Origin of the sequence: Streptomyces sp. (assembly GCF_031181555.1) — a bacterium.
GTDB classification, from domain to species: domain Bacteria; phylum Actinomycetota; class Actinomycetes; order Streptomycetales; family Streptomycetaceae; genus Streptomyces; species Streptomyces fimbriatus.
In genome coordinates this window covers 1-22,668 of record NZ_JAPSKQ010000073.1, presented here as the reverse complement: position 1 = coordinate 22,668, position 22,668 = coordinate 1, and the positions used below count along the sequence as shown (strand labels likewise).

General features: G+C 72.8%; 20 protein-coding genes and 1 riboswitch. Of the genes, 12 read left to right on the top strand and 8 right to left on the bottom strand.

Annotation, left to right across the window (positions count from 1 at the left end):
• Positions 1 to 120: 120 nt before the first annotated feature.
• On the top strand, positions 121 to 726 hold the full coding sequence (locus RIM90_RS16835) for an NADAR family protein (protein WP_309061523.1): 606 nt from the start codon (positions 121 to 123) through the stop codon (positions 724 to 726).
• 44 nt (positions 727 to 770) lie between these two features.
• Here RIM90_RS16835 and RIM90_RS16830 read toward each other — a convergent pair whose 3' ends face one another.
• Positions 771 to 1,625, bottom strand: coding sequence for a DUF4190 domain-containing protein (locus tag RIM90_RS16830; RefSeq protein WP_309061522.1), 855 nt, complete (start codon positions 1,623 to 1,625; stop codon positions 771 to 773).
• Between the two features lie 151 nt (positions 1,626 to 1,776).
• Here RIM90_RS16830 and RIM90_RS16825 point away from each other — a divergent pair, with 151 nt between their 5' ends.
• Positions 1,777 to 2,844 carry an adenosine deaminase gene (locus RIM90_RS16825; RefSeq protein ID WP_309061521.1) on the top strand — a complete coding sequence of 356 codons (1,068 nt, stop codon included), beginning with the start codon at positions 1,777 to 1,779 and terminating at the stop codon, positions 2,842 to 2,844.
• A 20-nt stretch (positions 2,845 to 2,864) separates the two neighbouring features.
• Positions 2,865 to 3,578, top strand: a complete 714-nt coding sequence (locus RIM90_RS16820) for a glycerophosphodiester phosphodiesterase (RefSeq protein ID WP_309061520.1) — start codon at positions 2,865 to 2,867, stop codon at positions 3,576 to 3,578.
• 8 nt (positions 3,579 to 3,586) lie between these two features.
• Here RIM90_RS16820 and RIM90_RS16815 read toward each other — a convergent pair whose 3' ends face one another.
• Entirely contained in the window at positions 3,587 to 4,477 is an 891-nt protein-coding gene (locus tag RIM90_RS16815; RefSeq protein WP_309061519.1) for an alpha/beta hydrolase, read from the bottom strand.
• A 150-nt stretch (positions 4,478 to 4,627) separates the two neighbouring features.
• On the opposite strand from RIM90_RS16815, the gene RIM90_RS16810 reads away from it, so the two are divergent.
• Together RIM90_RS16810 and RIM90_RS16805 are read left to right on the top strand one after the other, a co-directional pair.
• Positions 4,628 to 6,637 (top strand): BTAD domain-containing putative transcriptional regulator, encoded by a 2,010-nt coding sequence (locus RIM90_RS16810; RefSeq protein WP_309061518.1) that lies wholly within the window; start codon positions 4,628 to 4,630, stop codon positions 6,635 to 6,637.
• Between the two features lie 133 nt (positions 6,638 to 6,770).
• The gene (locus RIM90_RS16805) at positions 6,771 to 7,925 is read left to right on the top strand and encodes a serine hydrolase domain-containing protein (RefSeq protein ID WP_309061532.1); all 1,155 of its coding nucleotides are present in this window, start codon (positions 6,771 to 6,773) and stop codon (positions 7,923 to 7,925) included.
• Positions 7,926 to 8,054: 129 nt separating this feature from the next.
• Here the strand turns inward: RIM90_RS16805 and RIM90_RS16800 are convergent, their stop codons facing one another.
• The gene (locus tag RIM90_RS16800; protein ID WP_309061517.1) at positions 8,055 to 9,494 is read right to left on the bottom strand and encodes a gamma-aminobutyraldehyde dehydrogenase; all 1,440 of its coding nucleotides are present in this window, start codon (positions 9,492 to 9,494) and stop codon (positions 8,055 to 8,057) included.
• Positions 9,495 to 9,697: 203 nt separating this feature from the next.
• Between RIM90_RS16800 and RIM90_RS16795 the strand changes: the two genes are divergently transcribed.
• The 7 genes from RIM90_RS16795 (at position 9,698) to RIM90_RS16765 (ending at position 16,644) form a co-directional block, all read left to right on the top strand.
• The gene (locus tag RIM90_RS16795; RefSeq protein ID WP_309061516.1) at positions 9,698 to 10,216 is read left to right on the top strand and encodes an Lrp/AsnC family transcriptional regulator; all 519 of its coding nucleotides are present in this window, start codon (positions 9,698 to 9,700) and stop codon (positions 10,214 to 10,216) included.
• A 2-nt stretch (positions 10,217 to 10,218) separates the two neighbouring features.
• The gene (locus RIM90_RS16790; RefSeq protein WP_309061515.1) at positions 10,219 to 11,592 is read left to right on the top strand and encodes an aspartate aminotransferase family protein; all 1,374 of its coding nucleotides are present in this window, start codon (positions 10,219 to 10,221) and stop codon (positions 11,590 to 11,592) included.
• Positions 11,593 to 11,999: 407 nt separating this feature from the next.
• The gene (locus RIM90_RS16785) at positions 12,000 to 12,749 is read left to right on the top strand and encodes an ATP-binding cassette domain-containing protein (protein WP_309061514.1); all 750 of its coding nucleotides are present in this window, start codon (positions 12,000 to 12,002) and stop codon (positions 12,747 to 12,749) included.
• Positions 12,731 to 14,101: a hypothetical protein gene (locus RIM90_RS16780; protein WP_309061513.1), complete on the top strand. Its 1,371-nt coding sequence runs from the start codon at positions 12,731 to 12,733 to the stop codon at positions 14,099 to 14,101. Before RIM90_RS16785 ends, RIM90_RS16780 begins: the two co-directional genes overlap by 19 nt.
• A gap of 109 nt (positions 14,102 to 14,210) precedes the next feature.
• Positions 14,211 to 14,618: a VOC family protein gene (locus RIM90_RS16775; protein WP_309061512.1), complete on the top strand. Its 408-nt coding sequence runs from the start codon at positions 14,211 to 14,213 to the stop codon at positions 14,616 to 14,618.
• A 38-nt stretch (positions 14,619 to 14,656) separates the two neighbouring features.
• The gene (locus RIM90_RS16770) at positions 14,657 to 15,778 is read left to right on the top strand and encodes an LOG family protein (RefSeq protein ID WP_309061511.1); all 1,122 of its coding nucleotides are present in this window, start codon (positions 14,657 to 14,659) and stop codon (positions 15,776 to 15,778) included.
• Between the two features lie 206 nt (positions 15,779 to 15,984).
• Positions 15,985 to 16,644 carry an LAETG motif-containing sortase-dependent surface protein gene (locus RIM90_RS16765; RefSeq protein ID WP_309061510.1) on the top strand — a complete coding sequence of 220 codons (660 nt, stop codon included), beginning with the start codon at positions 15,985 to 15,987 and terminating at the stop codon, positions 16,642 to 16,644.
• A gap of 73 nt (positions 16,645 to 16,717) precedes the next feature.
• Here RIM90_RS16765 and RIM90_RS16760 read toward each other — a convergent pair whose 3' ends face one another.
• The 5 genes from RIM90_RS16760 to rlmN form a co-directional block, all read right to left on the bottom strand.
• On the bottom strand, positions 16,718 to 17,518 hold the full coding sequence (locus tag RIM90_RS16760) for a maleylpyruvate isomerase family mycothiol-dependent enzyme (RefSeq protein WP_309061509.1): 801 nt from the start codon (positions 17,516 to 17,518) through the stop codon (positions 16,718 to 16,720).
• A 25-nt stretch (positions 17,519 to 17,543) separates the two neighbouring features.
• Positions 17,544 to 18,563 carry an ABC transporter ATP-binding protein gene (locus tag RIM90_RS16755; RefSeq protein ID WP_309061508.1) on the bottom strand — a complete coding sequence of 340 codons (1,020 nt, stop codon included), beginning with the start codon at positions 18,561 to 18,563 and terminating at the stop codon, positions 17,544 to 17,546.
• Entirely contained in the window at positions 18,564 to 20,255 is a 1,692-nt protein-coding gene (locus RIM90_RS16750) for an ABC transporter permease (RefSeq protein WP_375165460.1), read from the bottom strand.
• The gene (locus RIM90_RS16745; protein ID WP_309061507.1) at positions 20,231 to 21,319 is read right to left on the bottom strand and encodes a thiamine ABC transporter substrate-binding protein; all 1,089 of its coding nucleotides are present in this window, start codon (positions 21,317 to 21,319) and stop codon (positions 20,231 to 20,233) included. The genes RIM90_RS16750 and RIM90_RS16745 overlap by 25 nt, the downstream gene beginning before the upstream one ends.
• Before the next feature lie 79 nt (positions 21,320 to 21,398).
• A riboswitch (TPP riboswitch) is annotated at positions 21,399 to 21,504 on the bottom strand.
• 53 nt (positions 21,505 to 21,557) lie between these two features.
• Complete coding sequence (gene rlmN / locus RIM90_RS16740; protein ID WP_309061530.1) at positions 21,558 to 22,664, bottom strand: 23S rRNA (adenine(2503)-C(2))-methyltransferase RlmN; 1,107 nt, start codon at positions 22,662 to 22,664, stop codon at positions 21,558 to 21,560.
• Positions 22,665 to 22,668 lie beyond the last annotated feature (4 nt).

Below are 22,668 nucleotides of genomic sequence, written 5' to 3'. Positions count from 1 at the left end.
ACTCCAACAAGTGATTCCGTTGTTGCCATTTGGTTACGCGACGGAATCTGTCGACCAAGTGTCGAGTGGCCACGGAAAAGGCAGGACGAGGTGTCAGTGGTGCGTGCCAGACTCGCGTGCATGGAAGGGATCACGGGGGCGGCGACGAGCGGGGCGACGGGGGCGGTCGGGTCCAGGGAGGCGCTGATCGAGGCGCTGCGGGCCGGGGAGAGAGTCAAATACCTGCACTTCTGGGGGCACCGGCCGCGGCCCGACGGCCGGATCGGGGCGAGCTGTCTGAGCCAGTGGTGGCCGTCGCCGTTCACGGTGGACGGCGTTCGGTACGCGACCGCCGAGCACTGGATGATGGCGGCCAAGGCCCGGCTGTTCGCGGACGCCGAGGCGGAGCGGCAGGTGCTGGCCGCGGACCATCCCGCGTCGGCGAAGAAGGCGGGGCGGCTGGTGCGGGGCTTCGACGAGGCGACATGGCGACGGGAGCGGTTCCGGATCGTCGTGGAGGGCAGCGTCCACAAGTTCGCGGCGCACGCGGACCTGCGGGACTTCCTGCTGAACACGGGCGAGAGGGTGCTGGTCGAGGCGAGCCCGGTGGACCGGGTGTGGGGCATCGGCCTCGCGGCGGACGACGAGGGGGCGGCGGACCCGGAGCGGTGGCGGGGTCCGAACCTGCTGGGGTTCGCGCTGATGGAGGCACGGGCACGGCTCCGGGCCGGCGGGGGCACCGGCTAGAGGGGGCGCGCCCGCCGGAGGGACGTCCCGGCCGGTCAGGGGATTCAGAGGGATGTGGTGAGGACGAGCACGCCGAAGCCGATGCCCAGGGCCGTGCCGACCGCTCCGCAGATGATCCCGGCCAGGGCCTGGCCCGGGTTCGTGGCCTCGCCGCGGACGGCCTTGCCCCGGCCGACCGCGCCGAAGATCACACCCAGGAGACCGAGCAGGATGGCCACCGGCCACAGGCAGAACACGACGGCCGAGATGATCCCCAGCACCAGTCCGGCCACGCCCGGCCCGTTGCTCGGCATCGGCGCCATGCCGGTCCAGCCGTAGGGGGTCTGGCCCGGGGCGCCGCCGTACCCGGGCGGCTGCGCGGCCGGGTGACCGTACCCGCCCGGGTAGCCGTACGGGACCCGGCCGGGCCCGTCGGGGGCGATGGGCGGCGGCGGGACCGGCTCGCCCGCGGCCGGGGGCGCGAAGGGGCTGGCCGGACCACCGTGGGCGGCGGGCGGGACGGGCGTGCCCATCGCGGGGAACGAGGTGACCGTCTGCTGGTCGTGAACGGAAGGGGAGGAAGCGGCGGAGGGGGAGGACCAGGGCAGGGGACCGTCGGCCGCGAGGGTCTCCCCCGGGCCACCGGGACCGGGACCACCGGCTCCGCCGGCTCCCCGGCCGGAGGCCGGTGCGCCGTGGAGCGGGGGCGCCCAGGGGTCGGGGGTGCCCGCCGTCGCCGGCGCGTCCGGCGTGCCCAGGTCCACCAGCGGACCGTCCTGCGGCACCGCGTCCTCGGCCCCGCCGGCCGGTGCCGGCCACACACCGCGGACCTGCGGGTCTCCGGCCGGCGTACCGCCTCCCGCGGTCCCGGCGGGCTCCGCGCCCTCCCGCGCTCCCGGCGTCTGCGCGTCGTCGGACATGCGCTGGACCCCCTCAGTCGAACGTCCCGTCATGCTACGGCGCGGTCCACCACCGCGCGCGCCCGGCCTACGATGATCCCCGGTTCACCGATCAGCCGATCATCCGCGTCCCGCCGCGCGCCGGCCCAGGACGCCGTTCCGGGGAGGAACATTGACCGACCGCCTCGACGCAGCCACCGCCGGCCGGAGCCGCGACCTGCGCGCCTTCATCGCCGGACTGCCCAAGGCCGAACTGCACGTGCACCACGTCGGCTCCGCCTCCCCCCGCATCGTCTCGGAGCTGGCCGCCCGCCACCCCGACTCCAAGGTCCCCACCGACCCCGAGGCCCTGGCCGACTACTTCACCTTCACGGACTTCGCCCACTTCATCGAGGTGTACCTGTCCGTCGTCGACCTGATCCGCACCCCCGAAGACGTCCGTCTGCTGACCTACGAGGTGGCCCGCGAGCTGGCCCGGCAGCAGGTGCGGTACGCCGAGCTGACCATCACTCCCTTCTCCTCCACCCGCCGCGGGATCGACGAGCGCGCCTTCATGGACGCGATCGAGGACGCGCGCAAGTCGGCCGAGAGCGAGTTCGGGACCGTGCTGCGCTGGTGCTTCGACATCCCCGGCGAGGCCGGACTGGAGTCCGCCGAGGAGACCACGCGGCTCGCCACCGACGACCGGCTGCGCCCCGAGGGCCTGGTCTCCTTCGGCCTCGGCGGTCCCGAGGCCGGCGTCCCCCGCCCGCAGTTCAAGCCGTACTTCGACCGCGCGATCGCCGCCGGACTGCACTCCGTGCCGCACGCAGGCGAGACCACCGGCCCCCAGACGGTGTGGGACGCGCTGAACGACCTGCGGGCCGAGCGGATCGGGCACGGCACCAGCTCCGCCCGGGACCCCGAGCTGCTCCGGCACCTGGCCGAGCGGCGCATCGCGCTGGAGGTGTGTCCCACCTCCAACATCGCCACCCGCGCGGTCACCACCCTCGACGAGCACCCCGTCAAGGAGTTCGTCCGGGCCGGGGTCCTGGTCACGATCAACTCCGACGACCCGCCGATGTTCGGCACCGACCTCAACAACGAGTACGCGGTCGCCGCGCGGCTGCTCGACCTCGACGAGCGGGGCCTGGCCGACCTGGCGAAGAACGCGGTCGAGGCGTCCTTCATGGACCCGGCGGGCAAGGCGGGGCTGTCCGCCGAGATCGACGCCTACACCGCGTCCTGGCTCACCTCCTGACCACCCCGCGAAGGGCCGCCATGCAGAACGTGACCGCCGTGGCCCACCGCGGCGACCCCTACCGCGTCCGCGAGAACACCCTCGCCTCGCTGCGTTCCGCGCTCGACCGGGGCGCGGACGCGGTCGAGATCGACGTGCGCCTCACCCGCGACGGCGTGCCGGTGCTGCTGCACGACGAGACGCTGCTGCGCCTGTGGGAGCACGACCGCCCGCTGCTGTCCCTGTCGTGGGACGAGGTCCGCGACGTCACGAGCGGCAAAGTGCCCACCCTCTCCGACGCGCTGACGGTGACGGAGGGCAGCCGCGTGATGATCGACCTGCCCGGCGCGCCGGGCACCCGTGCCGCGCGCCGGATCGTGGACGTGGTGCGCGCGTGCGGCGCGCAGGACCGCGTCTACTACTGCGCGGGCGCCCCCGCCATGCTCGCCGTGCGCGCGGCGGACCCGTCCGCCGAGATCGCCCTCACGCGGACCACGCTGGCCCCGCCGCGCGCCGGCCTCCTGGAGGCGATCCGTCCCCGCTGGCTGAACTACCGCTTCAGCCTGGTCGACCGGGCCCTCGCCGACCGCGTCCACCGCGACGGCCACCTGCTCTCCGTCTGGACCCCGGACACCCGCCGCTCCATGCGCCGCCTGCTGGCGCTGGGCGTGGACTCGATCACCACCAACCGCATCGACGTCCTGTGCGCGCTGCGCGGCACCGGCCCCCGGGACAGCGCACCCGGCACGCCGTGACGGCACGCCTAGCGCGCCATGAGGTCGCGCAGGGCCGCGGTGACGTCCCCCGGTGCCTCCTCGGCCATGAAGTGGCCGCAGGACACCGTGGAGTGCCGCAGGTCGGGGGCCCAGGCGCCCCACAGGGCGGCTGCCTCGTAGCCGAGGGCCGCTCCCCAGTCCTGCTGGAGGACGCGGACGGGCATGGTGAGGCGGTTCCCGGCCGCGCGGTCGGCTTCGTCGTGCTCCACGTCGACGCCGGCGGAGGCGCGGTAGTCCGCCACGATCGACGGGACGGCGGCGCGGCAGGCGGTGAGATAGGCGTCCCGGACGCCGGCGGGGATCGCGCCGGGGTCCTCGGCCCACAGGTCCAGGAAGTGGGCGAAGAAGGCGTCGGCGCTCGCCGTGATCATCCGCTCGGGCAGACCGGGCGGTTGCGCCATCAGGTAGAGGTGGAAGCCGACGGCGGCGGCGGTGCCGTGCAGCGCCTCCCACATGTCCAGGGTGGGCAGGACGTCCAGGCAGGCCAGGTGGGTGATCACGGCCGGGTGGTCGAGTCCGGCCCGGAAGGCGACGAGGGCGCCGCGGTCGTGGCCGGCGAGGGCGAAACGCTCGTGGCCGAGGGCGCGGGCCAGCGCGACGACGTCGCGCGCCATGGTCCGCTTGGAGTAGGTGTCCGGCCCCGCCTCGCGCGGTTTGTCGCTGTCGCCGTATCCGCGCAGGTCGGGGCAGATGACGGTGTGGTCGGCCGCGAGGTCGGCGGCGACGTGCCGCCACATCAGGTGGGTCTGCGGGAAGCCGTGCAGCAGGACGACCGGGGAGCCGGAGCCGCCGACGGCGACGTTGAGCGCGACGCCCTCGGCCACGGGGACGCGCCGGTAGGTGAAACCGGGAATAGTGGGACGGGTGGGACGGGTCATGGCTGATCTCTTCTCCTGGGACCGCTTCGGGGCCGGGCCGGGTCCGGTGGACGGCCGGCGGCGGCCCCTCCACCCTCCGGGGCGCGGATCAGCAACCGATGAACGGCTGCGCCGGGCCCGTGGGACCGGTCGGGAGGGACGGGCGGCGTCGTGCGGGTGACGTTCGGGGTGCTGGGCGCGGTGACGGCCTGGGACGAGACCGGTGACGCGCTCGCGCTGCGCGGGCCGAAGCACCGCGCGGTTCTGGCCCGGCTCGTGGTCGCCCGTCGCCGGGTGGTGCCGGTGGCCCGGCTCGTGGCGGACCTGTGGGACGAGCCCCCGGACAACGCCGTGGGCACGGTGCGGACGTTCGTCGGCGGGCTGCGCCGGGCGCTGGAACCGGACCGGCCGCCCCGGACCCCGCCCCGCCTGCTGGTCACGGAGGGGCCGGGCTATGCGCTGCGTGCGGCCACCGAGGAGGTCGACGCGTGGCGCTTCGAGCGGGCGGTGGCCACGTCGGCAAACGCGCACCCCTCCCGGGTGCCGGCGGTGCTCACCGAGGCGCTGGACTGGTGGCGCGGCCCGGCCTTCGCGGACTTCGGCGACGAGCACTGGCTGCGCGCGGAGCGGGCCCGGCTGACGGAGCTGCGGCTGCACGCCGTCGAGCGGCGGGCCGAGGCGCACATCGCGCGGGGGGCGGCCGCGCAGGCGGTGCCCGACCTGGACGCGCACGTGACCGAACACCCCTGGCGGGAGGACGCCTGGCGGCTGCTCGCGCTGGCGCTGTACCGGTCCGGACGGCAGGCCGACGCCCTGTCCGTGCTGCGGCGGGCACGCGGCATGCTCGGCGAGCACCTGGGCGTGGACCCCGGCCCGCGGCTGCGCCGGCTGGAGGAGGAGGTCCTGCGGCAGGCGGCCCGTCTCGACCCCGGTGCCGACGCGGAGTCGGCCGTGGACCGGGTGTGGGCGCGGGCGACCGCCGCGTACGAGAGCGCGGTGGCCTCGCGGACGCGGACCAGGCTGGAGTCGACCGCGCACCTGATGCGCGACCTGGCGGTCACGGGCGGCGGGCTGGAGCCGGCGCGGCAGCACCGGGTCGCGGCCGTCGCCGCCGCGGAACAGCTCGGTGACCCGGAGCTGACGGCACGTGTCATCGGCGTGTACGACGTCCCGGCGGTCTGGACCCGCTGCGACGACCCCGAACAGACCCGGTGGCTGGTGGGTGCCGCGGAACGCACCCTGCGGCAGCTGCCGCCCGACGGCCACGACGCCGCCCGCTGCCGCCTTCTGGCGACGATCGCCGTGGAGTCGCGCGGGACCCTCCCCACCGACCGGCCGGCCGCCGGCGAGTCGGCTCGCCCGGCGCGGGCGGCGCGGCAGGCGGAGGAGATCGCGCGGCGGCTGGACGACGCCTCACTGCTGGCCTTCGCCCTGAACGGCACGTTCATGCAGACCTTCCACCGCACGGGGCTCGCGGCCCGGCGGGACGCGATCGGCGCGGAGATCGTGTCCCTGGCGGCGCGCAACGACCTGCCCCGGTACGAGGTGCTCGGCCACCTCGTCCGCGTCCAGGCCCGGTGCGCCCTGTCCGACGTCGCGGCCGCCGAACGGCACGCGGCGGCGGCCGACGCGCTGGCCGCCCGTCACGACCTGCCGCTGGTCTCCGTCTTCACCACCTGGTACCGGGCCCTGCGCACCTCCCTGACGGCTCCCCCGGCCACCGCCCTGGCCGCCTACGACCGGGCCGCGGACCACCTCCACGGCTCCGGCATGCCCGGCCTGTGCGACGGGCTGCCGTCCCTGGCCCGGCTGAGCGTGGCGGTCCGGCACGGCGTACCGCTCCCCGTCGGCCGGCACACCGACTGGGGCCCCTACGAACCCTGGGTGCGCCCCCTCCTCCTGGCCGCCGAGGGCCGCCGCGAGGAGGCCCGCGCGGCCCTGTGCGACCTTCCCTCACCACCCCGCGACCTCATGTCCGAGGCCCTGTGGTGCCTGGTGGCCCGGGCCGCCGTCGCCGTGGACGACCGGACCGCGATGCTCCGCGCCCGTGCCCAGCTCCTCCCCGCGGCGGGGGAACAGGCCGCGGGCAGCGGCCTGTTGACCCTGGGACCGGTGGACGACCACCTGGAGTCCCTCGCGGCGGCACTGGAGCGGGGTGACCGCCCTGGGGGCGATCCCTGACACCCCCTCTGTCGGCCCCGGCAGTCGGCTCGGGGATTCGCCGGGGCCGGTGCCCTTCCCGGTGACGATCCGGAGGCGCCCGTACGGCCGGAGGATGATCACGTCCCTCCGTCGAACTCCCCTGGAGCAGCCGATGCGCGCCCGCCGTCGCACCCCCCTCCTCGCCGCCTCCCTCGTCCTCGCCCTGGGTGTGGGCCCCCTCGCCGCACCGGCCTTCGCCTCCCCGTCCCCGTCGGCCCCCGTGTGCGTCGGCGCCCCCGCGAACGAGGCGTTGTGCGAGGCGATCGAGGGGCTGCCCGACGAGAACGCGACCGCCGCGCTCGTCCGACTGGGCGGCACCGAGGGCTCCTGGCGGGGAAGTTCGGGCGTGCGGGACCTGGCGAGCGGCCGGGCGGCCGACCCGAACGCGCGCTTCAGAGCCGGTTCGACGACGAAGGTGGTGACCGCAGCCGCCGTCCTCCGGCTCGCGGCCCGGGGCGAGGTCGATCTCGACGCGTCGATCGAGCGTTACCTGCCCGGCCTGCTCGGCCCGGAGTTCGTCAAGCCCGTCACCGTGCGGAACCTGCTGAACCACACCAGCGGCATCCAGCCGGGCGACGGCTGGGGGGACACCTTCGCGGAGCAGTACGCGCACCGCTACGACACGCTCACGCCGCGGCGGGTCGTGGCCTCGGCCGTCGCGAAGGGACCCGAGTTCGACGCCGGTGACGAGCAGCGGTACCTGAACGTCAACTACACGATCCTCGGCATGCTGATCGAGGAGGTGACCGGGCGCCCGTACGCCGTCGAGGCCACCCGGCTGGTGCTGCGCCCCGCCGGGATGCGGCACACGTACTTCCCCGGCGCCGATCCCCGCATCCGCGGACCGCACCACCGCGGCTATCAGGCGGTGCCCCGGCCGGACGGAACGACCCGGCTCGTCGACGTCACCGAATGGAACCAGTCCGACCGCTGGGCGGCCGGCGACATGATCTCGACCACCGCCGACCTGGAACGTCTCGTCACGGCCCTCTTCGGCGGACGGATCGTGCCCGAACCGCAACTGCGGGAGATGTTCACCGTCCCGGCGGGGATCGACGGTGCCACCCACAGCGCGGGCCTGCAGCGCTGGGAACACGGAGGAACCGTCCACTGGTTCAAGAGCGGCGCCCGCCACGGCTACAGCACCGTGGTCGCCGCGACCGAGGACCTGAGCCGCACCCTCGTGTACTCGGTCACCGACACGGACGCGAAGGACACGTCACCGAACCCGGTCACCGAACGGATCCGGGAGGCCGCTCTCACGTAGCCGGTACGGGCACGGCGTTCGGCGCGACCGCCGGGCGGTGGACCCGGCACCCTGTCGGGTGCCCCTCGCGGTGCGGCCCCCGCGCCCCCGCACGGGGCGCGGGGGCCGTCCGGCTCTCCCGCGGAGCGCTTACGCGTCCAGCGACGTCATCACGTGCTTGATGCGCGTGTAGTCGTCGAAGCCGTACGCCGAGAGGTCCTTGCCGTAGCCGGACTTCTTGAAGCCGCCGTGCGGCATCTCCGCGACCAGCGGGATGTGGGTGTTGATCCACACGCAGCCGAAGTCGAGCTTCTTGGACATGCGCATCGCGCGGGAGTGGTCCTTCGTCCACACCGAGGAGGCCAGGGCGTACTCGACCCCGTTGGCGTACTCGACGGCCTGGTCCTCGTCGGTGAAGGACTGGACGGTGATGACCGGGCCGAAGACCTCCTTCTGGATGATCTCGTCGTCCTGCTTCAGGCCCGAGACGACGGTCGGCGCGTAGAAGAAGCCCTGCTCGCCGACGCGCTTGCCGCCGGCCTCCACGCGCGCGTGCGCGGGCAGCCGCTCGATGAAGCCCTCGACCTGCTTGAGCTGGTTGGGGTTGTTGAGCGGGCCGAAGAGGACGTCCTCGTCGTCGGGCATGCCGGTCTTGGTGTCGGCGGCGGCCTTGGCGAGCGCGGAGACGAACTCGTCGTGGATCGACTCGTGGACGAGGACGCGCGTGGCGGCCGTGCAGTCCTGGCCGGCGTTGAAGAAGCCCGCGACGGAGATGTCCTCGACGGCCTTGGCGATGTCGGTGTCCTCGAAGACCACGACCGGGGCCTTGCCGCCCAGCTCCAGGTGGACCCGCTTGAGGTCCTTGGACGCGGACTCGGCGACCGACATGCCCGCGCGCACCGAGCCGGTGATGGACGCCATCGCCGGGACGGGGTGCTCCACCATCATGCGGCCGGTGTCGCGGTCGCCGCAGATGACGTTGAAGACGCCCTTGGGCAGGATCGAGCCGAGGATCTCGGCGATCAGGACGGTGGAGGCCGGGGTGGTGTCCGAGGGCTTCAGGACGACGGTGTTGCCCGCGGCGATCGCCGGGGCGAACTTCCACACGGCCATCATCATCGGGTAGTTCCACGGGGCGACCTGGGCGCAGACGCCGACCGGCTCGCGGCGCACGATGGAGGTCAGGCCCTCCATGTACTCGCCGGCCGAGCGGCCCTCGAGCATCCGCGCCGCGCCCGCGAAGAAGCGGATCTGGTCCACCATCGGCGGGATCTCCTCGGTGCGGGTCAGCCCGACGGGCTTGCCCGTGTTCTCCACCTCGGCCGCGATGAGTTCCTCGGCGCGCTCCTCGAAGGCGTCCGCGATCTTCAGCAGGGCCTTCTGCCGCTCGGCCGGGGTGGTGTCGCGCCAGCCGGGGAAGGCCTCGGCGGCGGCCGCCATCGCGGCGTCCACATCCGCCTGCCCGGACAGCGGAGCGGTCGCGTACGCCTCGCCGGTCGCGGGGTTGACCACCTCGGTGGTCCGTCCGTCGGCGGCGTCCCGGAACTCCCCGCCGATGTAGTTGCGCAGACGACGCAGCTCGGTGCTCACTGCAGGCCCTCCTGGTGTTCCTTGTGGTGTCCGAGGTGTCGGGTCGGAACGTGTTGAGGTGTCCAACCTCTGAGACACCCACCCTAAACCGACGGCTGACGTTTTCAACACCCCCGCCCGCCCTGCATCTGCGAAATCCGCAAGCCGAGACGCTGCAGACAACGGATTTCATCGATTGCACCTTGCAAAACTGTCGAGACGTCGTGCACAGTGGCCTCGTGGCCAGTCGAAGCGCAGACCCGAAGGACTCCCGCGAGTCCAAGAACGGCGGCGGTCCCCAGTTGGACGCCGTCTCCCTCGCCATCATCGAGCAGCTCCAGGAGGACGGCCGCCGGCCGTACGCCGCCATCGGCAAGGCCGTGGGCCTGTCGGAGGCGGCCGTGCGCCAGCGCGTCCAGAAGCTGCTGGACCAGGGCGTTATGCAGATCGTCGCCGTCACGGACCCGCTCACCGTGGGCTTCCGCCGCCAGGCGATGGTCGGGGTCAACGTCGAGGGCGACGTGGAGTCCGTGGCCGACGCGCTGGCCGCCATGTCCGAATGCGAGTACGTGGTGATGACCGCAGGCTCCTTCGACCTGATGGTCGAGATCGTCTGCGAGGACGACGACCACCTTCTGGAGGTCATCAACAAACGCATCCGGGCCGTGCCCGGCGTGCGCTCCACCGAGAGCTTCGTCTACCTCAAGCTCAAGAAGCAGACCTACATGTGGGGAACCCGATAATCGTGAGCACCGACAGCCCCAACGACCTCAGCAAGTCCGCGTACGACCACTTGTGGATGCACTTCACCCGCATGTCCTCGTACGAGAACTCCCCCGTTCCCACCATCGTCCGGGGCGAGGGCACCCACATCTACGACGACAAGGGCAAGCGTTACCTCGACGGTCTCGCCGGCCTGTTCGTGGTGCAGGCGGGGCACGGCCGCGTGGAGCTCGCCGAGACCGCCTCCAAGCAGGCGCAGGAACTGGCCTTCTTCCCGGTGTGGTCCTACGCCCACCCCAAGGCCGTGGAGCTCGCGGAGCGGCTCGCCGCCGAGGCGCCGGGCGACCTGAACAAGGTCTTCTTCACCACCGGCGGCGGCGAGGCGGTCGAGACCGCCTGGAAGCTCGCCAAGCAGTACTTCAAGCTGGTCGGCAAGCCGACCAAGTACAAGGTCATCTCCCGCGCGGTCGCCTACCACGGCACCCCGCAGGGCGCCCTGTCCATCACCGGCCTGCCGGGCCTGAAGGCCCCGTTCGAGCCGCTGGTGCCGGGCGCGCACAAGGTGCCCAACACCAACATCTACCGGGCGCCGATCCACGGCGACGACCCGGAGGCGTTCGGCCGCTGGGCCGCCGACCAGATCGAGCAGCAGATCCTCTTCGAGGGCCCGGACACGGTCGCCGCGGTCTTCCTGGAGCCGGTGCAGAACGCCGGCGGCTGCTTCCCGCCCCCGCCCGGCTACTTCCAGCGGGTGCGCGAGATCTGCGACCAGTACGACGTGCTGCTCGTCTCCGACGAGGTCATCTGCGCCTTCGGCCGGCTCGGCACGACCTTCGCCTGCGACAAGTTCGGCTACGTCCCGGACATGATCACCTGCGCCAAGGGCATGACCTCGGGCTACTCCCCCATCGGCGCGTGCATCGTCTCCGACCGCCTCGCCGAGCCGTTCTACAAGGGGGACAACACCTTCCTGCACGGCTACACCTTCGGCGGTCACCCGGTGTCGGCCGCGGTGGGCATCGCCAACCTCGACCTGTTCGAGCGCGAGGGCCTGAACCAGCACGTGCTGGACAACGAGGGCGCCTTCCGCGCGACCCTGGAGAAGCTGTACGACCTGCCGATCGTCGGCGACGTCCGCGGCAACGGCTTCTTCTACGGCATCGAGCTGGTCAAGGACAAGAACACCAAGGAGTCCTTCGACGCGGAGGAGACCGAGCGGGTCCTGTACGGCTTCCTGTCGAAGAAGCTGTTCGAGAACGGCCTGTACTGCCGTGCCGACGACCGCGGCGACCCGGTGGTCCAGCTCGCCCCGCCGCTGATCTCCACCCAGGAGACCTTCGACGAGATCGAGCAGATCCTGCGCGCGACGCTGTCGGAGGCGTGGACGAAGCTGTGAGCCGCCGACGTCTGTGATCTTCCGCTGGAATGATCATTCACGGCCCCGGTGCCGCCCGTTCGAGTGAGAAACGGCGGCCCGGGGCCGTGTTGCTGTCCGGCCACGTGCCATGGCCTGCCTAGCGTTCCTCTGACTCCGCCCCTTCGCCGGACGACGGGGCTTCCCGGCTCACGCTGCTCCGTCGCTCGGCGGGCAGTGGAGCCCTGCGCGATCGACACCGGCCGGGTCGGGACCAGCCCGGGCGGCAACAGCGTCAAGGAGGCAGCACGTGCTTGGTTCTCGCGACGCGCTGACCACGACGCACAACCCTACGCGGAACCGAGACCGTGACCCGCGGCCTACGCTCTCGTTCCCCCGTACGGGGGACACAGCACGGCACTTTCTGATCTGAACCGAGGTGTACGCCCATGGAGGCCCCACCGGACAACGACGTGCTCTGGGCACGTGCTCTGCACTTCCGGCACGACGACGGCTCACCCGGACTGAGCGGGGTCTCGCTCGGCGTCCGGGAGGGCGAGATCCTCGCCGTCGGCGGCCCGCGCGGCAGCGGCAAAACGACACTGCTGCGCTGCCTCTCGGGTCTGGTGCCCGCCCGCAGCGGCGAGGTCTGGTTCAACAGCGTGCCCGTGCACACCATGGGCCCCGTCGCCCGGGAGCGGCTGCGCCGGGACCGCTTCGGCTGGATCGACCCCGACCCGGTGCTCGTCCCCGAGCTGAACGTCTGGGAGAACGCCGCCCTGCCCCTGATGCTGCGCGGCACCGGACGGCGCCGGGCCAAGACGGCCGCCACGGAGTGGCTGGAGCGCCTCGACATCGGTGACAAGGCCCGCAAGCACCCGCACGAGCTGGTCCAGGCGGAGCGGCAGCGGGTGTGCATCGCCCGCGCCCTCGCCCCGGCGCCCTCGGTGGTGTTCGCCGACGAACCGACCGCCCCGCTGCACCGCGCCGACCGCCGGCACGTGCTGCGCACGCTCACCGCGGCGGCCCGCTCGCACGGCATCACGGTGGTCCTCGCGACCGCCGACCCGGACACCGCGGCCATCGCCGACCGCACGGTGTCGCTGCTCGACGGGCGGCGCGTGCGCACCGTGCACCTGCCCCCGGTCTCCGGGACCGCCGAGACGGAAGGCCGGGCGGCGTGCTCGCTCTCCGTCTGACCCGAGGCGCCCACCCCGCCGTCCAGCTGCGCCGCCTGCTGGTCGCGGCCGCGTCGGCGGGCACGGGCTTCCTGCTCCTGTGCGCCCTCGGCCACGCGCTGGGCCACCCCGGCACACCGTCCGCCTCGGCGCTCCGGCTGGCCTGGTGCGCGGCCCCGATGGCGGCCACCGTGTACTTCGCGGTCGCGGTGGCCCGCACCGACCCGGGCACCCGGCCCCGGCCCGGCCTGTCGGCGGTCGGCCTCGGCCCGGTCCGGCTGATGGTGCTCTCCGCGACGACCACGGCCCTGTCCTGCGCGCTGGGTTCGCTGCTCGCCCTGCTGGTCTTCCTGCACCTGCGCGGCGACCTCACCGGCATGCCCCTCGACGGTGCCGCGACGGACTTCCTCGCCGCGGACCGGCCGCTGCCGCTCCCGGCGGCCCTGACGCTGCTGGCCCTGGTTCCGCTGAGCGCGTCGGCGGCGGTGGCGGTGACGCTGCGGCCGCGCGAACCGGTGACGGGCACGCCCCGCATCGCGCGGGCGTACGGCCGCTTCGGTGCGGGCCGGCGTCCGGCGGGGCTGGAGACCTTCGGGGCGTACGGACGGTTCGGCAAGCAGCTGGGGGCGGCGCGCGGGCGGCGGACGGCCGGCGCACCGCAGGGGCAGGAACAGGGGCAGCGGCAGGACGGCGTCTCCGACGTCCCCGAAGCGGTCACCGATGTCCCCGGAACGGTCACCGGCGTCCCGGAGACGGTCGCCGAAGCCCCGCCCGCCACCGCCGCCCGCTCGGCGCTGTCCGGTCTCCCCTGGGGCATCACCGTGCTGGCCGTGGGCCTGGCCGTGGAGTCCTTCGCGAGCCGTACGGGCGCCGGGGGCGCGCCCGTCGACCGGCCCGGCGCGCTGGTCGGCCTGGCCCTGACCGCCGTCGGCCTCGCCCTGGCCGGTCCCGGTCTCACCCATCTGTGCGGGCTGCTGCTCCAGGCGGTCCGGCCGGGCGCACTGCGCCTGCTGGCCGGGCGGATCCTCATGACGGAGGCCGCCCGCATCGGCCGCCCGCTGGGGGTGGTCTGCGCGGTGCTGTCGGCCGCTTACGCGATGGCCGCGCTGCACGAGCCCGGGGGACCGTCCCTCGGCCCGCTCACCACGCTCGGGGTGCTGCTGGTGACCGGCTGCACGACGGCGACCCTGCTGACGGCGGCCGTCGAGGCCAAGCACGCCCGCGCCGGCACCACGGCCGCGCTGCTGCGCGTCGGGGCGCCCGTCACGACGCTGCGCAAGGCCGCCGCGCTCCGCGCCGGCGCCCTCCTGGCCCTGTTCGGGCCGCTGACCCTGCTCGTGGCCGAGCTGTCGGCGTGGCCACTGGCCCGCTGAGGCCCGTACGAAAGAATTCCCGAAGAAATTCTCCGCGGGCCGATGAGTTCCGCGCGGTCCCCGGGTCTACCCCCTCGAACGCTACGGAACCGATGGGAGAGGCCCCACCATGTACCAGCAGATGATCTTCGTGAACCTGGCCGTCAACGACCTCGACGCGTCGAAGAAGTTCTTCACGGAGCTCGGCTACTCGATCAACGAGCAGTTCAGCGACGAGACCGCCGCGTCGGTCGCGATCAGTGACACGATCGTCGCGATGCTGCTCACCCGGCAGAAGTACGCGGAGTTCACGAAGAAGGAGATCGTGGACGCCACGAAGAGCAGCGAAGTGCTGCTGGCACTGAGCGCCGAGAGCCGTGAGAAGGTCGACGAGCTGGTGGAGAAGGCCGTCGCGGCGGGCGGCTCGGTCACCGGCGAGACCCAGGACCACGGCTTCATGTACGGCCGCGCCTTCGACGACCTCGACGGCCACACCTGGGAGGTCATCTGGATGGACCCGGCCGCGGTGCAGGGCTGAGCGGAAAGCCGGGAAACGGACGGGCCTAGCATGGGCGGGTGCAGACGAGTCCCGCCCATGCCGCCCATCACGAAGACCGTGAGATCGAGACGCTCGAGGAGTTCGACGCGGTCGTCTCGGCTCGCGGCACACTCTCCGGATTCCGTGTCCAGGCCGTCGACCTGACCGACCGGACACGGGAGTTGCTCACCACCGACACCACCGGGGCCGTCTTCCTCGGCTGCCGGATGCGCCCGGACGCGGAAGCGAAGACACGCGCCGACGGCGCCCTGGTCCTCCCACCGCTCCCGGGACTCCCCTTCGACCCCTACCGGGGCCACCTGTACACGCCCGACGACCTGTTCGCCTCACTCGACAAGGGGTACGAGGAGACTCCGGACGCCCTCGCGTACGCCTGGTTCCAGCGGACCCGGGCCGACGGCGACATATTCGCCTCGATGCTGCGCGCCGTCCACGACGACTCCATGTCCGACGCCCTCGACGAACTCCTGCGCGGCGCCCGGGTCGTGGGAGTCATGGGCGGTCACGCGATGGCCCGCGGCACCGAGGAGTACCGGGGTGCCGCCCGGCTGGGCCGCGCGCTGGCCCGCACGGGTTTCACGGTGGCGACGGGCGGCGGCCCGGGCGCGATGGAGGCGGCGAACCTCGGCGCCTACGCGGCTCCGTACGACGACCCCGTCCTGGACGAGGCCTGCGAACTCCTCGCCGCCGCGCCCTCGTTCACCCCGTCGATCAGCGACTGGGCGCGCGCCGCCTTCGAGGTGCGCACCCGCTGGCCGAAGGGCGGCCACTCGGTCGGCATCCCCACCTGGTTCTACGGTCACGAGCCGCCGAACGCCTTCGCCTCCCGCATCGCCAAGTACTTCGCCAACGCCACCCGCGAGGACGGCCTGCTCGCCCGCTGCAACGCGGGCGTCGTCTTCCTGCCGGGCGCCGCGGGCACCGTGCAGGAGGTCTTCGACAACGCGACGCCGAACTACTACGAGTCGCGCGGGGAGCCCACCCCCATGGTGCTGGTGAACCGGGCCCACTGGACGGAGAAGCTGCCGGCCTGGCCCCTGCTCCGCTCCCTCGCCCGGGAGCGCTCGATGGAGGCGCGGATCGCCCTCGTGGACCGGATCGAGGAGGCTCCTGAAGCGTTGAAACATCTGCTCGGTTAATAAGGAGGCAAAGCCGTGGCCTGCTGCGGGCATATGCGTTGACACTCCTTATGCGGCGCTTATAGACCTGGGGGCCTCCCGGGAGTGCTGATGCTCCGTCAACGCTCCCTCCACCCCCCGCATGTGCGCATCTCCCGCAAAGGACAAACGTGGCAGTTCTGTCCGTAACCCGCCGTACGGCCTCGCGCCGTACCGTCGCACGTACCGTGCGCTTCCTCGGTGTCGTCTCCGCGTCGGCCGCGCTCGCGCTCGGTGCCGCCGGCAGCGCGGCGGCGTGCACCGTCAACGACTTCTCGGCCGAGGCCGCGTGCACAGGTGACAAGGGTGTCATCACCGTCACCGACGTGGACCCGGCCGGCGTCCCCGCCACCGTCACCGTGTTCCTCGAGAACAACGGCGCCGATGTGAAGAAGGTCGGCGAGCAGGTGGTCAGGGGCTCCCGCGAGGGCACCACCATCACCTTCGAGGAGGACTGGCAGCCGAACGCCGAGTACCGCATCCACGTCAAGGCCGTGCCCTACGTGGACGAGGACATCAAACCGAACCTGGTCACCCCGGCCACGGCGTGCAAGAAGGGCGAGGAGGAACCTCCGGCTCCGGCTCCCACGCCGACCCCGTCGGACTCCGCCTCCGCCCCGGCCGAGGAGACCGGCACCCCGGCCCCCTCGGCGCCGGAGAGCACCGGCACCGCTCCGGCGGACACGGCGAGCAACGCGCCGTCTCCGGCAGGTGAGTCGAACCTCGCCGAGACCGGCGCCGACTCCAACACCGGGCTGATCGCCGGCATCGCGGTCGCGCTGGTCGCGGTCGGCGGCGGCGCGGTCTTCCTCGGCATGCGCCGCCGGGGGACGAAGAACGAAGGCTGACGCCTCACGGAGGCGCGCGGCGGGCCGTCCCCGGGGGACGGCTCACCGCGTCGTACGGCCGGCGAGGCCGCCGTCAGCCGAACGTCGCCCGCTCCAGCCAGAACTCCAGCACCTTCCGGTCGCCGAGCACCTCCACCTCCGGTGCGTCGAGCGGCAGCCGGCGGTAGAAGGCGAGGAGCACGGAGGTGAGCGGGCCGCGGAGGGCGACGGTCGCCTTCTCGTGGCCGCGGCGCCAGACGACGCCGTCCTCGGCCGGCTCGATCAGCCACTCGGCGTTCAGATCGGGGGCGGTGTCGGTGGCGTGCAGATGGAGCGACCGGCCGGGCAGGCGCAGCTCCTTCGCCGGGCCGTCCGGCAGGGCCCGCTGCACGAACTGCACGATCTGCAGCCACTCGTCCACCGCGTCGGCGGCCACGTCGGCCGCGACCGGCCCGAAGGGGCGGCCCGCGGCGAGCGCCGCGTCCGCGTGGTGGACGACGAGTTCGTGCGTCATCCGGCGGGCCCAGAAGCCGGCGGTGAAGATCCCGGCCCACGACCACACGCGCGCGTCCGGACCGGCCTCCCGCAGTGCGGCCACGACCGCCGCGCCGGACTCCGCCAGCCACTCCTCCAGCGCGGCGGCGTCGCCCCGGGCCTCGGGTCCCTCGGCCCCCGGCACCCGGTCGACGGGGACGTCCTCCTCGGCCCGGGTGCGGACGAGCAGTTCCACCCAGCGCAGGGCCTGTCCGACATGGCGGACCAACTGCTCCAGGGTCCAGTCCGGGCAGGTCGGCACGGTCGCGGACAGATCGGCCCCAGAACCCAGTACGTCCCTGAACTTCCCCACCTGATGGGCTATTTCGTCGCAGTAGCGGTCATGCGAAAGGTGCGTCATGCCGCTCACCCTAGGCGGGGACCACTCACCCGAGCACGACGATTTCGGCCGCGTCGAACTCCACTCCGACCTCGTCCCCGACCTCCGGGGCCGACCGGAGCGCGCAGGCCGCCTCCAGCCTGGGCGCGTCCTCGGGCTGGAGGCGGACGGCGACATGGGTGCCCCGGAAGGTGCGCGCGGTCACCGTGCAGCGCAGGCCCGCGTCGGCCGGGACCAGGCGGACACCGGCGGGCCGGACGAGAAGCGCCCGCGTGCCCTGCGGGGCGTCCTCCGGCACGGGGACCTTGCCCCAGGGGGTCACGGCGACCGCGTCGCCCACCGTCGCCTCGACCACGTTCTCGAAGCCGAGGAAGCGGGCCACGAAGGCGTCGGCCGGCCGCTGCCACACCTGAAGGGGCGTGCCGGACTGGGCGATCCGCCCGTCCCGCATCACCACCACCCGGTCGGCCAGCGCGAACGCCTCCCCCTGGTCGTGCGTCACGGCGAGCACGGTGGTGCCCAGCCGGCCGAAGAGTTCCCGCAGTTCGACGACCAGCCGTTCCCTGAGCGACCGGTCGAGCTGGCCGAGCGGCTCGTCGAGCATCAGCAGCCGGGGGCTCGGCGCGAGGGCGCGGGCCAGCGCCACCCGCTGCTGCTCGCCACCGGAGAGCGCGGCCACGGCCCGCCCGGCCGCTCCGGGCAGCCCGACGAGCTCCAGCAACTCCCCCACCCGTTCGGCCTGTTCACCCCGTGAGGCGCCGCGCATCCGCAGTCCGAAGGCCACGTTGCCGGCGACGTCCCGCTGCGGGAACAGCTGGTGGTCCTGGAACATCAGCCCGACCCCGCGCCGGTGCGCGGGCACGCCCGCCTGGTCGCGGCCGTCGAGCGTGACCCGCCCGGAGTCGAGGGGCTGCAGCCCGGCCACCACCCGCAGCAGCGTCGACTTGCCGCTGCCGCTGGGCCCGAGCACGCACACGGTCTCGTGCTCGGCGACCTCCAGATCGACGGCGTCCAGTACGGGCCGTCCCCCGAAGCGGACGGTCGCGCCTTCCAGGCTCAGCAGCATCTAGAACTCCCCGGTCCGGTCGGTCCGCAGACGCTCCAGCACGAGCAGCGCCACCGCGCACACGATCATCAGAATCGTCGACAGGGCCATCGCCTGGCCGTAGTTGAGGTCTCCGGGCCGTCCCAGCAGCCGCGCCACGGCCACCGGCAGCGTCGGGTTGTCCGGCCGCGCGATGAACACGGTCGCCCCGAACTCCCCCAGCGACACCGCGAAGGCGAACCCGGCGGCGATCAGCAGCGCCCGCCGCACCATCGGCAGGTCCACCTCCCGCCACGCCCGCCACGGCGAGGCCCCGAGCACCGCCGCCGCCTCCCGCAGCCGTACGTCCACGGCCCGCAGCACGGGCAGCATCGTCCGTACGACGAACGGGACGCCGACCAGCGCCTGTGCGAGCGGCACCAGGATCCACGACGCCCGCAGGTCCAGCGGCGGCTCGTCGAGGGCGATCAGGAACCCGAAGCCGACGGTCACCGCGGACACCCCGAGCGGCAGCATCAGCAGCGCGTCGAAGCCGCGCACCAGCCGCCCCGCGTCCCTCCGGGTGAGGGCGACGGAGGCGAGACCGCCGATCAGCACGGCGATGGCGGTGGCGGCCGCCGCGTACTGCAGTGAGTTGCCGACCGCCTCGATCGGCGGCACGAGGAACACTCCCCCGTCCTCGCGGGTCAGCGCCCGGTAGTAGCCGAGACCGGCGTCCGCGAAGGACCGTTCCACCAGCACGGCGAGCGGCAGCAGGAGCAGGACGGCGACGGTGGCGACGACGCCGCCGAGCAGCGCCCACTGCCCGGCACCGCGCGGCCGGCGCGCGGTCACCGAGGCGTCCACCAGCCGCAGCGCGGTCTCCCTCCGTCGTACGGTCCAGGCGTGCAGGGCGAGGATCGTCCCCACGGCGACGAACTGGATCATCGTCAGGACGGCCGCCGTGGACAGGTCGAAGATCTCGGAGGTCTGGCGGTAGATCTCCACTTCGAGGGTGGAGAAGGTGGGCCCGCCGAGGATCTGCACCACGCCGAAGGAGGTGAAGGTGAACAGGAAGACCATCAGCGCGGCGGCGGCCACGGCCGGCACGAGCGCGGGCAGGGTGACGGTCCGCCAGGCCGCGAGCCGCGAGGCGCCGAGCATCCGCGCGGCCTCCTCCTGCCGGGGGTCGAGCTGGGACCAGAGCCCGCCCACGGTCCGTACGACGACGGCGTAGTTGAAGAAGACGTGCGCGAGCAGGATCGCCCACACGGTGGTGTCCAGCCGCAGCCCCCACAGCTCGTCGAGGAGTCCGCCGCGCCCCACGAGCGCCATGAACGCCGTCCCGACGACCACCGTCGGCAGCACGAACGGGACGGTGACCACGGCCCGCAGCAGCTGTTTGCCGGGGAAGTCGAAGCGGGCGAAGACGTAGGCGCCGGGCAGGGCGATCAGCAGGGTGAGGGCGGTGGAGACCAGCGCCTGCCAGGTGGTGAACCACAGGACCTGCCGGACGTCGGACTGCGCCAGCACCTCCCCGACCCGCCCGAGGTGCCACGTCCCGTCGGCCTTCAGCCCGCGGGCGACGATCGCGGCGACGGGATGGGCGAAGAAGACGGCGAAGAACGCGACGGGCACGGCCATCAGACCGAGCCGCGCCGCGTTCCCGCGCCACCTGGCCGCGGTGCGGCTCACCGGCGCGGGCCTGCTCACTTCAGGACGAGCGAGGTCCACGACTTGACCCACTGGTCACGGTGGTCGGCGATCTTCGCCGGATCCATGGTCTCCGGGTCCTTCGCCTGCGGCCCGAACTTCGTGAACTCCTCGGGCACCCGGGCGCCCTCGCGCACCGGGTAGACGAACATGTTGAGCGGCATGTCGTCCTGGAATTCCTTGCTGATGAGGAAGTCGAGCAGCGCCTTGCCGCCCTCGGGGTTCTTCGCGTTGCTCAGCAGGCCCGCGTACTCGACCTGGCGGAAGCAGGTGCCCTCCGCGACGCCGGTGGGCGCGGTGTCCGGCTTGGGGTCGGCGTAGATCACCTCGGCGGGCGGCGAGGAGGCGTAGGACACCACCAGCGGCCGGTCGGCCTTGGCCTTCCTGCCGCCGGCCGAGCCGGAGAACTCCTCGTTGTAGGCCTGCTCCCAGCCGTCGACCACCTTCACGCCGTTGGCCTTGAGCTTCTTCCAGTAGTCCTGCCAGCCCTCGTCCCCGTACTTCGCGGCGGTGCCGAGCAGGAAGCCGAGTCCGGGCGAGGAGGTGGAGGCGTTCTCGGTGACGAGGAGGTTCTTGTACTCGGGCTTGACCAGGTCGTCGAAGGTCTTCGGCGGGGTCAGCCCATGCTCGCCGAACCACTTCTTGTCGTAGTTGACGCAGACGTCGCCGGTGTCGACGGGCGTGACCCGGTGCTTGTCCTCGTCCACCCGGTACTCGGGCAGGATCAGGTCGGAGCCCTTCGCCTCGTACGGCTGGAACAGCCCGTTGTCGAGGGCGCGGGACAGCAGGGTGTTGTCGACGCCGAAGAAGACGTCGCCCTGGGGGTTGTCCTTGGTCAGGATCGCCTTGTTGACGGCCTGCCCGGCGTCGCCGTCCTCCAGGACCCTGACCTTGTAGCCGGACTGCTTCTCGAAGGCGGCGACGACGTCCTTCGACGCGGCCCACGAGTTGTGGCTGACGAGGGTCACGGTCTTGGACCCGCCGGACCCGGACCCCTGGCCGTCGCCGTCGGACGAGCCGCACGCGGACAGCGTGACCAGGCCCAGCCCGGCGGCCAGGATCGTGACCTTCTTGGTGATGCTCACTGGATTCCTCCTGGAGTGACCAGGAAGAGACGCGGCCCTGCCCGGGACCCCTGCGAGGGTCCCGGGCAGGGCGCAACAGCTCGAGTGATGACCGATCTCCCTACCCAGAATGACCTGGGCCAGGTTCGGAGGGTCTGCGGCCGGTGCCGCACTCTCAGCGCTGTGGCGCTCCCCTGTCGGAATATGAAGATGTGGGTGACTGATTCTCGGCTATGAAGTTGTGCTGACGCCGGTCAGGCTACCGCTCGCTCGCGGCGAGCTGACCACAGGCCCCGTCGATCTCCTGACCACGGGTGTCCCGGATCGTCACCGGCACACCGTGGGCGGCGATCGCCTCCACGAACGCCTTCTCGTCCTCGGGCCGCGAGGCGGTCCACTTGGAGCCGGGCGTCGGGTTGAGCGGGATGAGGTTGACGTGCACGGGCCGCCCCTTGAGCAGCCGGCCGAGCCGGTCACCGCGCCAGGCCTGGTCGTTGATGTCCCGGATGAGCGCGTACTCGATGGACAGCCGCCGCCCCGACTTGGCGGCGTACTCGAACCCGGCGTCGAGCACCTCGCGCACCTTCCACCGCGTGTTCACGGGGACGAGGGTGTCGCGCAGCTCGTCGTCGGGGGCGTGCAGCGAGACGGCGAGGCGGCACTTGAAGCCCTCGTCGGAGAAACGGTGGATGGCCGGGACGAGACCGACCGTGGACACCGTGATCCCGCGCTGCGACAGCCCGAGTCCGTCCGGCTCGGGATCGGTGAGGCGGCGGATGGCCCCCACGACCCGGTTGTAGTTGGCGAGCGGTTCGCCCATGCCCATGAACACGATGTTGCTCAGCCGCGCGGGCCCGCCCGGCACCTCGCCGTCCCTCAGGGCGCGCATGCCGTCCACGATCTGGTGCACGATCTCCGCGGTGGACAGGTTCCGGTCGAGTCCGGCCTGCCCGGTGGCGCAGAACGGGCAGTTCATGCCACAGCCCGCCTGGGAGCTGATGCACATCGTCACCCGGTCCGGGTAGCGCATGAGCACCGACTCGACGAGCGTCCCGTCGAACAGCCTCCACAGCGTCTTGCGGGTGGTTCCCTGGTCGGTCGACAGATGTCGCACGACCGTCATCAGCTCGGGAAGCAGCGCTTCCTGGAGCCTGGCCCGGGAACCGGCCGGGATGTCGGTCCACTGCTCCGGGTCGTGCGCGTACCGCGCGAAGTAGTGCTGCGAGAGCTGCTTGGCACGGAACGGCTTCTCACCGACCGCTGCGACCGCCTCCTTGCGCTCGGCGGGCGTGAGATCGGCAAGGTGCCGCGGCGGCTTCTTGGCTCCGCGCGGCGCGACGAAAGTGAGTTCTCCGGGCTTAGGCATGGCT

Coding starts and splice junctions, on each gene's coding strand:
- RIM90_RS16805 (WP_309061532.1), top strand. CDS start 6,771: ATGCGCGCCCGCCGTCGCACCCCCCTCCTCGCCGCCTCCCTCGTCCTC.
- RIM90_RS16755 (WP_309061508.1), bottom strand. CDS start 18,563: ATGCTGCTGAGCCTGGAAGGCGCGACCGTCCGCTTCGGGGGACGGCCC.
- rlmN (WP_309061530.1), bottom strand. CDS start 22,664: ATGCCTAAGCCCGGAGAACTCACTTTCGTCGCGCCGCGCGGAGCCAAG.
- RIM90_RS16815 (WP_309061519.1), bottom strand. CDS start 4,477: ATGACCCGTCCCACCCGTCCCACTATTCCCGGTTTCACCTACCGGCGC.
- RIM90_RS16830 (WP_309061522.1), bottom strand. CDS start 1,625: ATGTCCGACGACGCGCAGACGCCGGGAGCGCGGGAGGGCGCGGAGCCC.
- RIM90_RS16820 (WP_309061520.1), top strand. CDS start 2,865: ATGCAGAACGTGACCGCCGTGGCCCACCGCGGCGACCCCTACCGCGTC.
- RIM90_RS16835 (WP_309061523.1), top strand. CDS start 121: ATGGAAGGGATCACGGGGGCGGCGACGAGCGGGGCGACGGGGGCGGTC.
- RIM90_RS16775 (WP_309061512.1), top strand. CDS start 14,211: ATGTACCAGCAGATGATCTTCGTGAACCTGGCCGTCAACGACCTCGAC.
- RIM90_RS16785 (WP_309061514.1), top strand. CDS start 12,000: ATGGAGGCCCCACCGGACAACGACGTGCTCTGGGCACGTGCTCTGCAC.
- RIM90_RS16760 (WP_309061509.1), bottom strand. CDS start 17,518: ATGACGCACCTTTCGCATGACCGCTACTGCGACGAAATAGCCCATCAG.